The following is a 15,795-nucleotide window of genomic DNA, read 5'->3' on the forward strand; positions in this document are numbered from 1 at the left end:
GCCACCCGGCGGGCGGCGGGCGGCGGGCGGCCGGGCGGGGCCGGGGGTGGTGGGGGCGTGTGTGGGGTGGTGGCGTGTGTGGGGTGGTGGGGGCGTGTGTGTGGTGGGGCCACCTTCATTATGACTTGCTGGACTGGCTATGCGAATCGGTCGTGATGCTGATTTTTCCGCCCTGAGCCGCGCGTATGTTTGCCGGACCGCTCATACGCCACATCACAGGGGGAGAACTGTGCCGGATGCGCGAACGCAGGAGATCGCCGGTGAGCAGACGTTTGTGGACCGGGTCTATGCCCGGGTCGAGGTGGTGCGCGCGCAGTCGCGGGAGCTTGCCCGCGAGGGTCACAGCCGCGCTGCCGCCGGTCCGGTCGGCGCTCTGGTCGAGCGGGATGCGATGGTGCGCCATGCCGCGTCCCGGCTGCGGGCCCTGGACGCCGAGGAGGAAGGACTCGTCTTCGGACGGCTGGACTTCGACGACGGCGAGAACTACCACATCGGCCGGCTGGGGCTGCGCGACTCGGACCGGGAACCGCTGCTGATCGACTGGCGGGCGCCGGCCGCCGCCGCGTTCTACCGTGCCACGCCGGGCGAACCGATGGGTGTGGTGCGCCGGCGAGTCCTCATCTGCCGCGGGCCGAAGGTGGTGGACCTGGACGACGACATGCTCAGCCCGGATGACGCCGGCGAGCTGGCCGTTCTCGGTGAGGGTGCGCTGCTGGCCGCGCTGCGCCGGGCGCGCGGCCCGCACATGCGCGACATCGTCACCACCATCGCGCGGGAGCAGGACGAGGCGATCCGCGCCCCGGCCCGCGGCGTCACCCTGATCACCGGCGGGCCAGGCACCGGTAAGACGCAGGTCGCGCTGCACCGCGCGGCGTACCTGCTGTACACCGACCGGAGCCGGTTCGCCGGCGGTGGCGTCCTGGTGGTCGGCCCGTCCACCGTGTTCACCACCTACATCGGACGGGTGCTGCCCGCGCTCGGCGAGGACAGCGTCCACCTGCGGGCCGTCGGCGAAATGGTGAGCGGGGTCCGCGCCGTGCGCCGCGACGCTGCGGAGGTCGCCGCGATCAAGGGTGGTGAGCGGATGCCCGCTCTGCTGGCCGACCTGATGTGGCAGACCCCGCCGGGCGCGCCCCTGCGGCTGCGGCTGGTATACGCGGGACAGGTGCTGACGCTGCCGTCGGACGAGTTGGCGCGGGCGCGCCGGGCGGTCCGGGAACACGCCGAGGCGACCGGGACCCGGCCCAACGCGGCCCGCCCGGTGGCCGCGGCGGTGCTGCTGGATTCCTTGTGGTCGCGGGTGGACGGCGCCGACTTTGATCGCGACCTGTTCGACGACGAGGTGGGCGACCGGCCCGAGTTCCGGCGGTTCCTCGCCGCCTGGTGGCCGCGGCTCACCCCGGACCGGGTGCTGGCGTGGCTGGCCGACCGGGAGCGGGTGCCCACGGGGGGCGCCGCGGCGGCCGGGGCGCTGGCGGCCTCGTACCGGCACCCGGACTGGTCGGTGGACGACGTGCCGCTCCTGGACGAACTCGCCGGGCTGCTGGGTGAGCCGCCGACGGCGCCCGCGGAGCGGCCCGCTGGCACGGCATCGCGGCTGCGCGAGCTGACCAGCGGTCCGACGCTGATCGACTGGTTCGCGCTCGGCTGCGCGCTGCGCGACGGATGGACCCTGTTCGCGCCCGGCCTGGCGACACCGATCGCGCTGGCCGGGCCGGGCATCGACAACGACGCGGTGACGGCCGCGCAGCGCTGGGCCGAAGGTGTGCTCCTGGGTGAGGGGCACCGGGTGGTGGGCTGGGGCGACGGCTTCGACCCGTACGGCGAGGAGGCGTACGTGCCGGTGCTGGCCGAACCGCTGCCGGCCGCCGAGCAGGAAGAGGAGGTCGACGAGGGGGAGACCTACGCGCACGTGATCCTCGACGAGGCGCAGGATCTGTCCCCGATGGAGTGCCGGATGATCGCCCGCCGGGCCCGGTACGCGTCGATGACCGTGGTGGGGGACCTGGGCCAGGCCACTCATCCGCTGGCTGCCGCCGGGTGGCCGGATCTGCTGGCCCGGCTCGGCCGCCGCGACGCCCGGACCCTGGAGCTGCGCACCGGTTACCGGGTGCCGCGGACCATCGCCGAGTTCGCCACCCGGTATCTGACTCCCGGCATCGCGGCCACCCAGTCGTACCGCGACGGTGGTGACCTGCGCGTGCGGGCGGCGAGCGACCTGGACGCCGAGGTCCGTCGCGCGGTCGCGCGGGCCCCCCGCGACGGCTCGGTCGCGGTGATCGCGGCGGACCACGCGATCGAGCGCCTCGCGGGCCTGGTGACCCGCGACGACGTGTCCCTGGTGCCGGCGAGTCTGGTGAAGGGGCTCGAGTTCGACCACGTCATCGTGGTGGAGCCGGCCGACATCGTGGACGCCGAGCCGCGCGGGCACAGCCGGTTGTATGTGGTGCTGACCCGCGCCGTCGGCGCGCTGGTGGTGCTGCACCGGCGACCGCTGCCGGACGGCCCGCGCTGACAAGCCGCCGGGTGGCTGGGCGCCGGGTGGCTGGGCGCCGGGGTGGCTCAGCGCCGACGCTTGCCGTTGCGCCGCGGCGGCGCGCTGCTGGCCCGGACCTCCAGCGCCGGCGGCACCACGATTTCGCTCGGCAGCCGCTGCTCGGCGGGTGTCTCCATCTGCTCCAGCAACAGCCCGAGGCTGCGCCGGCCCAGTTCGCCGAAGTGCTGGCTGACCGTGGTCAGCGGCGGCAGGAAGAAACCGGAGTCCGGCATGTCGTCGAAGCCGACCACGCTCACCTCCTCGGGCACCTTGCGTCCCGCCTCGTGCAGCGCCCGCAGCACGCCCAGGGCGATCCGGTCGTTGGCGCAGAAGACGGCGGTCACCGACGGGTCGGCGGCCAGCGCCTGGCCGCGCTCGTAGCCCGAGGCCGCGTCCCACCAGCCGAACTCGACGGGCGGGACGACCGCGCCCGCGGCGTACAGCGTGCTCCGCCACCCCTCCACCCGCTCGTGCGCCTCGGGCCAGTCCGCCGGTCCGGCCGCGTGGTGCACCGTGGCGTGGCCGAGGTCGAGCAGGTGCCGGGTGGCCAACCGGGCGCCGCCCTCGTTGTCGATGCGCACGGCGGGCACCGCGTCGGCGTCCCCACCGCCGCCCACGGTCACGCAGAGCACGTCCGGCGGGACCTGCATCAGCGCGTTCGTCACCGCCTGCTTGGGGGCGATGGCGATGATCCCGTCCACCGCGTGCTGGGTGAGCCGGTCGACGGCGTCCAGCACCGACGCCCGGTCCAGCGTGCGCACGGTGGCCACGCTGACCAGGTAGCCCGCCTCGCGAGCGGCGCTCTCGATGCCGTAGAGCATCGAGGCGGGACCGAACAGGGTGGTTTCGAAGCCGATGATGCCGAGCGTGTGCGACTGGCGGGTGACCAGGGTGCGTGCCGCGAGGTTGCGCCGGTAGTTCAGCGATCGCATCGCTTCGAGCACCCGCAGGCGCGTCTCCTGGCGGACGTTGGGGTGTTCGTTGAGCACCCGGGAGACGGTCTGGTGGGACACTCCGGCCAGCTTGGCGACGTCGCGCATCACCGAACCGCGTGGGCGGCCCGGGGTGGTCCGGGTGGGTGGAGGCTCCTCCGCGCTGGATTTGCGGGCTGGCACGCGGGCCCCCTTTGTGCTCGTTGCTGCTCGTCGGGCGTTCCCTTTCCCGATCACTGAGATTGTAGTGACATCCCGGTGACGGGCAACGACACCTGGCTCGGGACGCGCGCCACCGTCGCTGGTTGCAATCTCCCGGTAACAAATGCGCGACGCGGTCTTGACCCTGAGTTTGATAACGGTAACACTCGCGATGCAATGTGGCGTACGCCACGTGAGGCGGAGTATTGCGACCCCTGGCGCGGGTCGGCGGGGCCGCCATGGCAATGGGCGCACATGCAGAAGCTGGAAGAAATCGTCGTTCGACAATTGCTATGTGACCGCTAACATGAAGGTCCGCGCCGCGCGTGCGGACCGGAGGAGGAAGCTGTGCGCAAGTTGATGACCGTGGCCGCGCTCGGCGGCCTGGTGGCCGCTTCCGCGCTGGCCGGCTGCGGTGACGGTGGTGGCGGTTCCGGCGACTCGCTGACCCTCGGCTTCTCTCAGGTGGGTGCCGAGAGTGGGTGGCGCACCGCGAACACCAAATCGATCCAGGAGTCGGCCAAGCAGGCCGGCATCGACCTCAAATTCTCCGACGCGCAGGGCAAGCAGGAGAACCAGATCAAGGCGATCCGCTCCTTCATCACGCAACGGGTCGACGTCATCGCGTTCTCCCCGGTGGTCGAGTCCGGCTGGGAGACCGTGCTCAAGGAGGCCAAGGATGCCGACATTCCGGTGATCCTCACCGACCGGGCCATCGACTCGCCGGACAAGTCCCTCTACAAGACGTTCATCGGCTCGGACTTCGTCCTGGAGGGCAAGAAGGCCGGCGAGTGGCTGGTCAAGGAGTACGAGGGTCAGGACGACCCGGTCAACATCGCGGAGTTGCAGGGCACACCCGGCGCCGCCCCGGCCAACGACCGCAAGGCGGGCTTCGCCGACGTGATCAAGGCGGAGCCCAAGTTCAAGGTCATCGCGTCGCAGACCGGGGACTTCACCCGCACCGGCGGCAAGCAGGTCATGGAGACCTTCCTCAAGGCGCACCCGGACATCGACGTGCTCTATGCGCACAACGACGACATGGGCCTGGGTGCGATCGAGGCGATCGAGGCCGCGGGCAAGAAGCCCGGCACCGATATCAAGATCATCACGGTCGACGCGGTGCACGACGGCATGCAGGCGCTGGCCGACGGAAAGATCAACTACATCGTGGAGTGCAGCCCGTTGCTCGGGCCGCAACTGATGGACCTGGCGAAGAAGGTCAACGCCGGCGAGGAGGTGCCGCAGCGGGTGCTCACCGAGGAGACCACCTTCACCCAGGACCAGGCGCAGGAGGCGCTGCCGGACCGCAAGTACTGATCACCGTGGTCCGGGCCGCCGGCACGACGGCCCGGACTCCGCACCCGCGGAGGAAGCGCTCGATGGCAGAACCGTCGCCGGTCCTCGTGATGACCGGCATCCGCAAGACGTTTCCCGGCGTCGTCGCGTTGGACGGCGTCGACTTCCGCCTGTTTCCGGGCGAGGTGCACGCCCTGATGGGCGAGAACGGCGCCGGCAAGTCGACCCTGATCAAGGTGCTGACCGGGGTGTACGGCGTCGACGAGGGTGAGGTGCTGCTGGAGGGCCGCCCGGTCCGTTTCGCCGGCCCGCTGCAGGCGCAGCAGGCCGGTGTCAGCACGGTCTACCAGGAGGTGAACCTCTGCCCCAACCTCTCCGTGGCGGAGAACATCTTCATCGGCCGTGAGCCGCGGCGTGCCGGGCTGATCCGCTGGGCGCAGATGCGCCGCGCCGCCTCCGCCCTGCTGCGCCGGCTCGGCCTGGAGGTGGACGCGTCCGCGCCGTTGAGCACCTACTCGCTGGCGATCCAGCAGATGGTCGCGATCGCCCGGGCGGTGGACGTCTCGGCCAAGGTGCTCGTCCTCGACGAGCCGACCTCGAGCTTGGACGCCTCCGAGGCGGCGCAGCTATTCACCGTGGTGCGCCGGCTCCAGGCCGACGGCGTCGCGGTGCTGTTCGTGACCCACTTCCTGGACCAGGTCTACGAGATCGCGGACCGGATGACGGTGCTGCGCAACGGCCGGCTCATCGGCGAGTACCGCACCGCCGAACTGTCGCAGCGCGACCTGGTCACCACGATGATCGGCCGGGAGCTGGCCGACCTGGCCGGCATCGAGCCCGGCCGGCCGGACGCGCAGGCGCCGCGGGGCGAGCCGGTAATGCGCGCGCAAGCCCTCGGCCGCGACGGGGCCATCGCTCCGTTCGATCTCAGCATCCACCCCGGCGAGGTGATCGGCCTGGCCGGGCTGCTCGGATCCGGGCGCACCGAGCTGGCCCGGCTGCTGTTCGGCGCGGACCGTGCCGACCGGGGCGCGCTGCAGGTCGACGGGCGTCGGGTGCATCTGCGCAGCCCGCGCTCCGCGATGGCCCGGGGCGTCGCGTTCAGCTCGGAGAACCGTCGCACCGAGGGGGTCATCGGGGATCTCACGGTGCGGGAGAACATCGTGCTCGCCCTGCAGGCGGCGCGCGGCTGGGCCCGGCCGGTGCCCCGGCGCACCCAGGACGAACTGGTCGGCAGATACCTGACCGCGCTGCGCATCCAGCCCGCCGATCCGGAGATGCCGGTGCGCAACCTCAGCGGCGGCAACCAGCAGAAGGTGCTGCTGGCCCGCTGGCTGATCACGTCGCCGCGACTGCTCATCGTGGACGAGCCCACCCGGGGCATCGACGTGGGCGCCAAGGCCGAGATTCAGCGGCTGGTCGCGGAGCTGTCCGGGGGCGGCATGGCGGTGATCTACATCAGCGCCGAGCTGGAGGAGGTGCTCCGGCTGAGCCACAAGATCGAGGTGCTGCGGGACCGGAAGCTGGTGGCCGAGCTGGACAACGACGCCACGGTGAACGCCGACCGGATCATGCAGACCATCGCCGGGGGAGCGGCGTCATGAGCGTCTGGCGGCATCGGCTCTTCTGGCCCGTGCTGGTGCTGGCCGCCCTGCTGGCCAGCAACCTGTTCTTCGCGCCCCGGTTCTTCGCGGTGCGGCTGCAGGACGGCCACCTGTACGGCTCGCTTGTCGACATCGCCCGCAACGGCGCGCCGCTCATCCTGGTGGCGCTGGGCATGACCCTGGTCATCGCCACCGGCGGCATCGATCTGTCGGTCGGCTCGGTGATGGCCATCTCCGGGGCGCTCGCCTGCGTGCTGATCTCCGATCTCGGGGATCAGAACAGCGTCGGCGGGGTGCTCGCCGCGATCGCCGCGGCGCTGCTGCTGTCGCTGCTGGCCGGGGTGTGGAACGGCCTGCTCGTCGCGGTCGCCGGCATCCAGCCGATCATCGCCACGCTGATCCTCATGGTGGCCGGCCGGGGCATCGCACAACTGATCACCAGCGGCCAGATCATCAACGTACGGTCCGGGCCGTACCGGGTCATCGGTGGCGGGTACGCGCTGGCGCTGCCGGTGTCCGTGCTGATCGCCGCGGCGGCCGTGGCGCTCGCCGTGGTGCTCACCCGCCGCACCGCCCTCGGCCTGCTGATCGAGTCGGTGGGGGACAGCCCCACGGCCAGCCGGCTGGCCGGAATCCAGGCGCGCACGTTGATGCTCATGGTGTACGTGTTCGCCGCGGTCTGCGCCGGCGTGGCCGGGCTGATCTACAGCTCCAACGTGGCCAGCGCGGACAGCAACGCGGCGGGCAACCTGATCGAGCTCGATGCGATCCTGGCCGTGGTGATCGGCGGCACCGCGTTGGCCGGCGGCCGATTCTCGCTGGCCGGCAGCGTGCTGGGCGCGGTGATCATCCAGACCCTGAACGTCACGTGCGTCTCGATCGGCATCCCGGTCGAGACCACGCTGCTGTTCAAGGCCATCGTGGTGATCATTCTCTGCCTGATGCAGTCCGCCACCTTCCGGGCCGTGGTCACCGGCCGTTTCCGTCGCCCGCCGCCGGCGTCGCCGTCCCCGGCCGCCGCGCCCGCGCCGCGAACGGAGATCCCGGCATGATCGACGTCAAGGCGCCCCCGCTGCCGCCCAAGGGTGGCGTCCCGGCCGCGCGCCGTCGCGCGTACCGGCCTGACCGCCGCCATGTCCCGGTGCTGGCCACCCTCGCCCTGCTGATCCTCATGTACGTGCTGGGCGTGGCCAACTACGACGGTTTCTCCGACATCCAGGTGCTGCTGAACATCGGCGTCGACAACGCGTTCCTGCTGGTGGTCGCGGTCGGCATGACGTTCGTGATCCTGACCGGCGGCATCGACCTGTCGGTCGGCGCGGTGGTCGCGCTGACCACCACGGTGGCGGCCACCCTGCTGCACGCGGGATGGCCGTCCGCGCTGGTGCTGCCGCTGGTGCTGCTCGTGGGCACCACGCTCGGGCTGGGCATGGGGTCGGTCATCCACTACTTCAAGGTGGAGCCGTTCATCGCCACCCTCGCCGGGATGTTCCTGGCCCGCGGCATCTCCCTGCTGATCAACCGCAACTCGATCCCGATCACCGACGGCTTCTGGACCTTCATGGCGCAGCGGCGGATCCGGTTCGGGCCGGGCATCTTCATCTCCACCAGCGTCGTGGTCGCGCTCGCCGTGGTGCTGACCGCCGCGCTCGTGCTGGCGTACACCCGGTTCGGGCGCACCGTCTACGCGATCGGCGGCAACGCCGACTCCGCCCTGCTCATGGGCCTGCCGGTGACGCGCACCCGGGTCGGGGTCTACACCATCAGCGGGTTCTGCTCCTCGCTGGGCGGGGTGCTGCTGAGCTATTACATGCTGTCCGGTTACAGCCTGCACGCCCAAGGGATGGAGCTGGACGCCATCGCCGCCGTGGTGATCGGCGGCACCCTGCTGGCCGGCGGGTCGGGGTACGTCCTGGGCACCGTGCTCGGCGTCATGGTGCTCGGCCTGATCCAGACGATCCTCACCTTCCAGGGCACGCTCAGCACCTGGTGGACCAAGATCGTCATCGGCATTCTGCTCTTCGCCTTCATCGTCCTGCAACGCCTCGTCACACGGAAGGCACGGTGAACGCCATGCAGCAGTACACCATCGGCGTCGACTTCGGGACCCTGTCCGGGCGCGCGGTCGTCGTCCGGGTGGCCGACGGCGCCGAGGTCGGCGCGTCGGTGCACGAATACCGGCACGGTGTCATCGACCGGGCGCTGCCCGACGGTGGCCCGTCGCTGCCGCCGGACTGGGCGCTGCAGGACCCCGAGGACTATCGCGACGTGCTGCGCATCGCGGTGCCCGGCGCCGTCGAGGCGGCCGGCGTGGACCCGGCGCAGGTGATCGGCATCGCCACCGACTTCACCGCCTGCACGGTGCTGCCGGCGCTGGCCGACGGCACCCCGCTGTGCGAGCTGGGCGACCTGGCGGGACGGCCGCACGCGTACCCGAAACTGTGGAAGCACCACGCCGCGCAGCCGCAGGCAGACCGGATCACCGACCTGGCCCACCGGCGCGGTGAGCCGTGGATCCGCCGCTACGGCGGGCGGATCTCCTCGGAATGGGAGTTCGCCAAGGCGCTGCAACTGCTGGAGGAGGACCCCGACACGTACGCGCGAACCGAACGCTGGATCGAAGCGGCCGACTGGATCGTCTGGCAACTGTGCGGCAAGGAGACCCGCAACGCGTGCACCGCCGGATACAAAGGCATTTACCAGGACGGCTCCTATCCGGACAAGGAGTATCTGGGCGACCTGAACCCGGACTTCGCCGACTTCGCCGACACCCGGCTGTCGCACGCGATCGCGCCGCTCGGCGGCCGGGCCGGTGGGCTGTGCGCACGCGCCGCGCAGTGGACCGGCCTGCCGCCGGGGATCGCGGTGGCGGTGGGCAATGTGGACGCGCACGTGACCGCCCCGGCCGCGCAGGCGATCGCGCCGGGCCAGATGCTCGCGGTGATGGGCACCTCCACCTGTCACGTGATGAACGGCGCGACGCTCGCCGAGGTGCCGGGCATCTGCGGGGTGGTCGACGGTGGCATCCTGGCCGGCCTCTACGGCTACGAGGCGGGACAGAGCGGCGTCGGCGACATCTTCGCGTGGTTCGTGGACCACGCGGTGCCGCCGGAGGTGCACGAGCAGGCGCGCGCCGCCGGCCGCAGCGTCCACGAGATCCTCTCCGAGCAGGCCGCCGCGCAGCCGGCCGGCGCGCACGGACTGGTCGCCCTGGACTGGCTCAGCGGCAACCGGTCGGTGCTGGTGGACCACCACCTGTCCGGGGTGATCGCCGGGCTCACCCTGGCCACCCGGCCGGACGAGATCTACCGCGCGCTGATCGAGGCGACCGCGTTCGGCACCCGTGCGATCGTGGAGGCGTTCGACGACGCCGGCGTGCCGGTGACCGAGTTCGTGGTGGCCGGCGGGCTGAAACGCAACACGCTGGTGATGCAGATCTACGCCGATGTGCTGCGCCGCCCGATCAGCGTGGCGACCTCCGATCAGGCGCCCGCGCTGGGCTCGGCCATCCACGCCGCGGTAGCGGCGGGGGCGTACCCGGACGTGGCCGCCGCCGCGGCGGCGATGGGCAAGGTGGAACGCGACGTCTACCGGCCGGAGCCGGCGAACTCCGACGTCTACGACGCCCTGTACGCGGAGTACATGCTGCTGCACGACTACTTCGGCCGCGGCGCCGACAAGGCGTTGCACCGGCTGCGCCGCATCCGCAACGAGGCGCTGGCCCGATGACCGCGATGACCGGCCGCATCGGCGAGACCGTGGACCGGGTCCGCGCGGAGGTCGCCGCGCTGCACAGCCATCTCACCCGGTGGGGCCTGGTGACCTGGACCGCGGGCAACGTGTCCGCCCGGGTCCCGGGCGCCGACCTGCTCGTCATCAAGCCCTCCGGGGTCGCCTACGACGAGCTGACCGCCGCCACGATGGTGGTCTGCGACCTGGACGGCACCCTGGTGGCCGGCGATCACGCGCCGTCCAGCGACACCGCCGCACACGCCTACGTCTACCGGCACATGGACCACGTCGGCGGGGTGGTGCACACGCACAGCCCGTACGCGACCGCGTGGGCGGCCCGCGGCGAGCCGGTACCCTGCGCGCTCACCGCGATGGCCGACGAGTTCGGCGGGGACATCCCGGTCGGGCCGTTCGCGCTCATCGGCAGCGACGCGATCGGCAGGGGCATCGTGCAGACGCTGTCCGGCCACCGCTCACCGGCGGTGCTGATGCGCCAGCACGGACCGTTCACCATCGGGACGACCGCCAAGGACGCGGTGAAGGCCGCGGTGATGTGCGAGGACGTGTCCCGCACCCTGCACCTGGCCACCCAGCTCGGCCCGGTCGCCCGGCTGGACCCCGCGGATGTGGACCGGCTCTACGAGCGGTACCAGAACGTCTACGGTCAGCGTTGAGAGGGGACGCCGTATGACAGTGCACGAGATCTGGTTTCTCACCGGCAGCCAGGCGCTTTACGGGCCGGACACGCTCGATCAGGTGGCCGGGCAGTCCCGGCACATCGCCGCCGCGCTGGACGCCGCCGACCTCGGGGACGTGCGCGTGGTGTGGAAACCGGTGCTGACCGGCGCCGCCGAGATCGCCGCGGTGTGCCGGGAGGCGGACGCCACGCCGGATGCCATCGGCGTGATCGCCTGGATGCACACCTTCTCCCCGGCCAAGATGTGGATCGCCGGCCTGGACGTGCTGCGTACCCCGCTGCTGCACCTGCACACCCAGGCGAACGTGGCGCTGCCCTGGGCCGAGATCGACATGGACTTCATGAACCTGAACCAGGCGGCGCACGGTGACCGCGAGTTCGGGTACGTGCAGTCCCGGCTGGGCGTGTCGCGCAAGACCGTCGCCGGGCACGTCAGTGATCCCCGGGTGATCGACCGGGTGGCCGCCTGGGTGCGCGCCGCCAAGGGGCTGGCCGAACTGCGCACCCTGCGGGTGGCCCGCTTCGGCGACAACATGCGCGACGTGGCGGTGACCGAAGGGGACAAGGTCGAGGCGCAGTTGCGCTTGGGCGCCTCGGTCAACACGTACGGGGTGAACGACCTGGTCGCGGTGGTCGACGCGGTGCTGGACGCGGAGATCGACAAGCTGATCGCCGAGTACGCCGAGACGTACGACGTGGATCGCGCGCTGCGGCCCGGTGGCGAGCGGCACGCGTCGCTGCGGTACGCCGCGCGCATCGAGGCCGGGCTGCGCCAGTTCCTCACCGACGGCGGGTTCCGCGCCTTCACCACCAACTTCGAGGACCTGGGCGGGCTGCGCCAGCTCCCCGGCCTGGCGGTGCAGCGCCTGATGGCCGACGGGTACGGGTTCGGCGGCGAGGGCGACTGGAAGACGTCGGTGCTGCTGCGCACGGTGAAGGCGATGACCCCCGGCGGCACCTCGTTCATGGAGGACTACACCTACGACCTGACTCCCGGCCGGCAGCGCATCCTGGGCGCGCACATGCTGGAGGTGTGCCCGTCGATCGCCACCGGCACGCCGCGGGTGGAGATCCATCCACTGGGCATCGGCGGCCGCGAGGACCCGGTCCGGCTGGTCTTCGACGCCGCGCCGGCGCCCGCGGTGGTGGTCGGGCTGGCCGACATGGGAGACCGGTTCCGCCTGGTGGCCAATGAGATCGAGGTGGTCGACCCGACCGAGCCGCTGCCCCGGCTGCCGGTGGCGCGGGCGGTCTGGAAACCCGCACCCGACCTGGCCACCTCGGCCGAGGCCTGGCTGACCGCGGGCGGGCCGCACCACACCGTGCTGTCCACCGCCATCGGCGCCGAGGAGCTGACCGACCTGGCGGACATGCTGGGCACCGAACTGGTGGTCATCGACGCGGACACCACGCTGCGCGCACTGGTCAAGGAGTTGCGCTGGAACCAGGTGTACTACCGGCTGGCGCGCGGGTTCTGACCGCCCGGGGCGGCGCGAGAGCTGCCGTGCCGACGGGTGCTGCCGCGTCAGCGCGCGCCGGCCGGCTCGTCGTCGTACTCCTCCATCGCCGTCAGGTCCGCGACGGTGCCGTCGCGGACCAGCCGGCGGGCGCGCCGGTAGTGGCGGCCGAACATGATCACCGCACCGGCCAGGTAGACGACGGTCAGCCCGACCATGACCATCTGGCTGGCCGACTCGTTCAGCACGATGCTTGTCACGAACTGCACGCCGAACAGCGCGATCAGCGCCGTCGCCCCGCGCATGCTCAGCCGCAGATTCACCAGCAGGCTCACCGCGAACAGCGACTGCGCCGCGGTGATCAGCAGCTCGTACCGCTGGTGGGTGTCCAGCGGCAGGCCGCTCAGGCTCTGCGAGGACACCGCGAACACGATGGGGATGGTGCCCACCAGCAGCGTCCACTGGTTCACCTTGCTGGACAGCAGCGCGCCCAGTGACTGCGAGGCGCGCAGCCGCCACGCGTACAGGCAGGCGACGATCAGCTCGGGTGCCTCGCTGGCCACCGGCGCGGCCCACTGCACCAGCAGGAACCGGTCGATGCCGAGCTGCTCGCCGGTGCCCACCACCGCGTCGGCGAAGTGTTCGGCGGTGACCACGATGACGCCGGCGGCCACCACGAACAGCCCCACCAGCCACCAACGGCGCGCCCGCCGCTCGTGATCGGCGATCCACTTCGAGGTGCCGGCCAGGTCCGGCTCCTCCACCGGCGCCTGGGCCAGCCGCCAGGCGTACCCGCCGAAGACGGCCAGCAGCACCACCGCGTCGATCAGCGTGAGGGTGTGCCGCAACGGCAGCGTCAGCGAGTACAGCGTGGCGATGCCCAGGAACACCACCTCGACCGACATGGCCGAGGTCAGCCGCACGTGGCCGGGCGCGGGCACGCTCGGCTCCTGCCGGGTCTGCCCCGGGTTGCGGCGGGCGACCAGGGCGGCCACCAGCACCACCAGCGGCCAGCCGATGCCCACCAGCACCCGGTTGGCGCCGGTCATGTTCGCCAGCGCGAGGGTGCACGGGTCCTCACCTCCGGATGCCGCGCAGTGCCCCTGCTCGGCGACCGTCTGCCCGGCCCGCATGGTGAACACGAAGTCGACGCCGTACTCGGGCAGCACCGCGAGGAAGGCCAGGAAGGCGAGCGCCACCCCGGCGCTGACCTCCACCTCCGCCGCCTCGGCCGCCCAGGAGAGCAGGAACGCGGCGCCGACGATGGCGCCGCCGAACATGAGGGCGGCCACGGACGGTGACAGCTCGATCATGGGAAGGCCCGCGTAGTCGGCCACCCCCGCGTACGCGCCGGGCGCGCTTGCCGCGCCGGCGATCGGCAGCGGCCACGGTCGGGTGCGTGCGGTGGTCGGCATGCGCCGGTGGTACCCCGATCAGGGCCAGGTCATGTCCCGGACCCGCCACGACCTCGCACTCGGCGCCCCCGGCCACCGGGCGAACGTAGAGTGTGACGCGGGTGGCGCGCCATGGCGAAAGGGGTGACATGGACGAGCCGATGCTGGACCGCATCCGGCGGGGCCTGATCGGCGCCGGGGAGGTGCTGGACGGTCCGTACGGGCCGCGCCGCATCACCTACGCCGACTACACCGCCTCCGGGCAGGCGCTGGACTTCGTCGAGGATTTCCTGCGGCAGCATGTGCTGCCGCGCTACGCGAACACGCACACCGAGGCGTCCGAGACCGGCCTGCAGACCCAGGAGCTGCGCGAGGAGGCCCGCTCGATCATCCACCGCGGGGTCGGCGGCGGCCCGGACGACATGGTGGTGTTCTGCGGCTCCGGCGCCACGGCCGCGGTCAACAAGCTGGTCGGCATCCTCGGCCTGCGCGTGAGCGAGAGCCTGGACGACCGGTACGCGCTGTCCGGGCGCATCCCGGCCGGTGAGCGCCCGGTGGTGTTCGTGGGGCCGTACGAGCATCACTCCAACGAACTGCCGTGGCGCGAGTCGATCGCCGACGTGGTGGAGATCGGCGCCGACCGCAACGGCCACGTCGACCTGGCGGACCTGCGGCGCGGCCTGGAACGGTACGCGGCGCGCCCGCTGCTGATCGGCAGCTTCTCGGCGGCCTCCAACGTCACCGGCATCCTCACCGACACCGAAGCGGTGGCCCGGCTGCTGCACGCCCACGGCGCGCTGTCGGTGTGGGACTACGCCGCCGCCGGCCCGTACGTGCGGATCCGGGTGGGCGAGTCGGCACCCGGCGCGGGAGACCACAAGGACGCGGTGTTCCTGTCGCCGCACAAGTTCGTCGGCGGCCCGCAGACGCCCGGCGTGCTTGTCGCGCGCCGTGCGCTGATGACCAACCGGGTGCCGGTGGCGCCCGGCGGCGGCACGGTGGCGTTCGTCGACCCGTCGACGCACCGCTATCTCGACGACCCGGTGGCCCGCGAGGAAGGCGGCACCCCGGCGATCGTGGAGTCGATCCGGGCCGGCCTGGTGTTCGCGGTCAAGGAGGCGGTCGGGCCGGCGTTGATCGGCGAGCGGGAACACCGCCTGTGGCAGCGGCTGCGCAACCGGTGGGACACCGACGACCGCATCGAGGTGCTCGGCGACCCGCGGGCGGAGCGGTTGTCGATCGTGTCCTTCCAGATCCGCAGCGGCGCGCGCCGGCTGCACCACAACTTCGTGGTGGCGCTGCTCAACGACCTGTTCGGCATACAGTCCCGCGGCGGCTGCTCCTGCGCCGGCCCGTACGGGCACCGGCTGCTCGGCATCGGCGACGACCTGTCCCACGCCTTCAGCGCCGAGATCGCCGACGGATGGGAGGGCATCAAGCCGGGCTGGGCACGGATCAACCTGAACTACTTCATCTCCGACGCGGTCGCCGACTACCTGGCCGAGGCGGTGGCGCTCATCGCGCACGGCGGCGAGCGGCTGCTGAGCGACTACCGGTTCGACCCGCGCACCGGCCTGTGGCGGCACACCGCCCGCGTGGCGCCCCGGGTGCGGCTGACCGATCTGCGGCTCGCCGGCGACGGCACGGTCACCATGCCGCCCGGGCGCCGCCTGCTGGGCGAGGAGGTGCTGCCGGGCTACCTGGACGAGGCCCGCCGGCTCATGGCCGAGCGTCCCGAGCCGACCGACGGGACCGGCCCGGACCTGCCGCCGAGCTTCGAGAAGCTGCGCTGGTTCCTGCTGCCCGACGTCTGCCTGACCGGCCCGCGTCCGGACGACCCACGCCCGCACGAGCGAGCCGGGACGGGCTGAGCAGCGCGTGCCGGACCGGGTCGTCGGCCCCGCGGGCCGACAGACGGGTGCGGACCTGACGAAAGCCCCGTGTTG

The 15,795-nt window shown here is 72.0% G+C and carries 11 protein-coding genes; 9 read left to right on the forward strand and 2 right to left on the reverse strand.

Translation table 11 applies throughout. The annotated features are described in order from the left end of the window. Positions 1-229 precede the first annotated feature (229 nt). The gene (locus IEY73_RS23395; protein ID WP_229716077.1) at positions 230-2,515 is read left to right on the forward strand and encodes a HelD family protein; all 2,286 of its coding nucleotides are present in this window, start codon (positions 230-232) and stop codon (positions 2,513-2,515) included. Positions 2,516-2,562: 47 nt separating this feature from the next. Here the strand turns inward: IEY73_RS23395 and IEY73_RS23400 are convergent, their stop codons facing one another. Then, entirely contained in the window at positions 2,563-3,576 is a 1,014-nt protein-coding gene (locus IEY73_RS23400) for a LacI family DNA-binding transcriptional regulator (protein WP_189081503.1), read from the reverse strand. A 453-nt stretch (positions 3,577-4,029) separates the two neighbouring features. On the opposite strand from IEY73_RS23400, the gene IEY73_RS23405 reads away from it, so the two are divergent. The 7 genes from IEY73_RS23405 to araA all read left to right on the forward strand — a co-directional run bounded on the left by IEY73_RS23405 (position 4,030) and on the right by araA (position 12,476). Further along, entirely contained in the window at positions 4,030-4,986 is a 957-nt protein-coding gene (locus tag IEY73_RS23405) for an ABC transporter substrate-binding protein (protein WP_189081504.1), read from the forward strand. A gap of 62 nt (positions 4,987-5,048) precedes the next feature. Beyond that, positions 5,049-6,569 carry a sugar ABC transporter ATP-binding protein gene (locus IEY73_RS23410; protein WP_189081452.1) on the forward strand — a complete coding sequence of 507 codons (1,521 nt, stop codon included), beginning with the start codon at positions 5,049-5,051 and terminating at the stop codon, positions 6,567-6,569. Then, the gene (locus IEY73_RS23415; protein WP_189081453.1) at positions 6,566-7,621 is read left to right on the forward strand and encodes an ABC transporter permease; all 1,056 of its coding nucleotides are present in this window, start codon (positions 6,566-6,568) and stop codon (positions 7,619-7,621) included. The genes IEY73_RS23410 and IEY73_RS23415 overlap by 4 nt, the downstream gene beginning before the upstream one ends. Next, positions 7,618-8,637 (forward strand): galactofuranose ABC transporter, permease protein YjfF, encoded by a 1,020-nt coding sequence (gene yjfF / locus IEY73_RS23420; protein WP_189081454.1) that lies wholly within the window; start codon positions 7,618-7,620, stop codon positions 8,635-8,637. The genes IEY73_RS23415 and yjfF overlap by 4 nt, the downstream gene beginning before the upstream one ends. Before the next feature lie 5 nt (positions 8,638-8,642). After that, positions 8,643-10,298: a ribulokinase gene (gene araB, locus IEY73_RS23425; RefSeq protein WP_189081505.1), complete on the forward strand. Its 1,656-nt coding sequence runs from the start codon at positions 8,643-8,645 to the stop codon at positions 10,296-10,298. Next, the gene (locus IEY73_RS23430; RefSeq protein WP_189081455.1) at positions 10,295-10,975 is read left to right on the forward strand and encodes an L-ribulose-5-phosphate 4-epimerase; all 681 of its coding nucleotides are present in this window, start codon (positions 10,295-10,297) and stop codon (positions 10,973-10,975) included. Before araB ends, IEY73_RS23430 begins: the two co-directional genes overlap by 4 nt. Before the next feature lie 13 nt (positions 10,976-10,988). Beyond that, positions 10,989-12,476, forward strand: coding sequence for an L-arabinose isomerase (gene araA / locus IEY73_RS23435; protein ID WP_189081456.1), 1,488 nt, complete (start codon positions 10,989-10,991; stop codon positions 12,474-12,476). A 47-nt stretch (positions 12,477-12,523) separates the two neighbouring features. Here the strand turns inward: araA and IEY73_RS23440 are convergent, their stop codons facing one another. After that, the gene (locus tag IEY73_RS23440) at positions 12,524-13,870 is read right to left on the reverse strand and encodes a calcium:cation antiporter family protein (protein WP_189081457.1); all 1,347 of its coding nucleotides are present in this window, start codon (positions 13,868-13,870) and stop codon (positions 12,524-12,526) included. 128 nt (positions 13,871-13,998) lie between these two features. Here IEY73_RS23440 and IEY73_RS23445 point away from each other — a divergent pair, with 128 nt between their 5' ends. Beyond that, positions 13,999-15,720, forward strand: coding sequence for an aminotransferase class V-fold PLP-dependent enzyme (locus IEY73_RS23445; RefSeq protein ID WP_189081458.1), 1,722 nt, complete (start codon positions 13,999-14,001; stop codon positions 15,718-15,720). Positions 15,721-15,795: the final 75 nt, after the last annotated feature.

Origin of the sequence: Mangrovihabitans endophyticus, assembly GCF_014646155.1 — a bacterium.
GTDB lineage: Bacteria > Actinomycetota > Actinomycetes > Mycobacteriales > Micromonosporaceae > Actinoplanes > Actinoplanes endophyticus.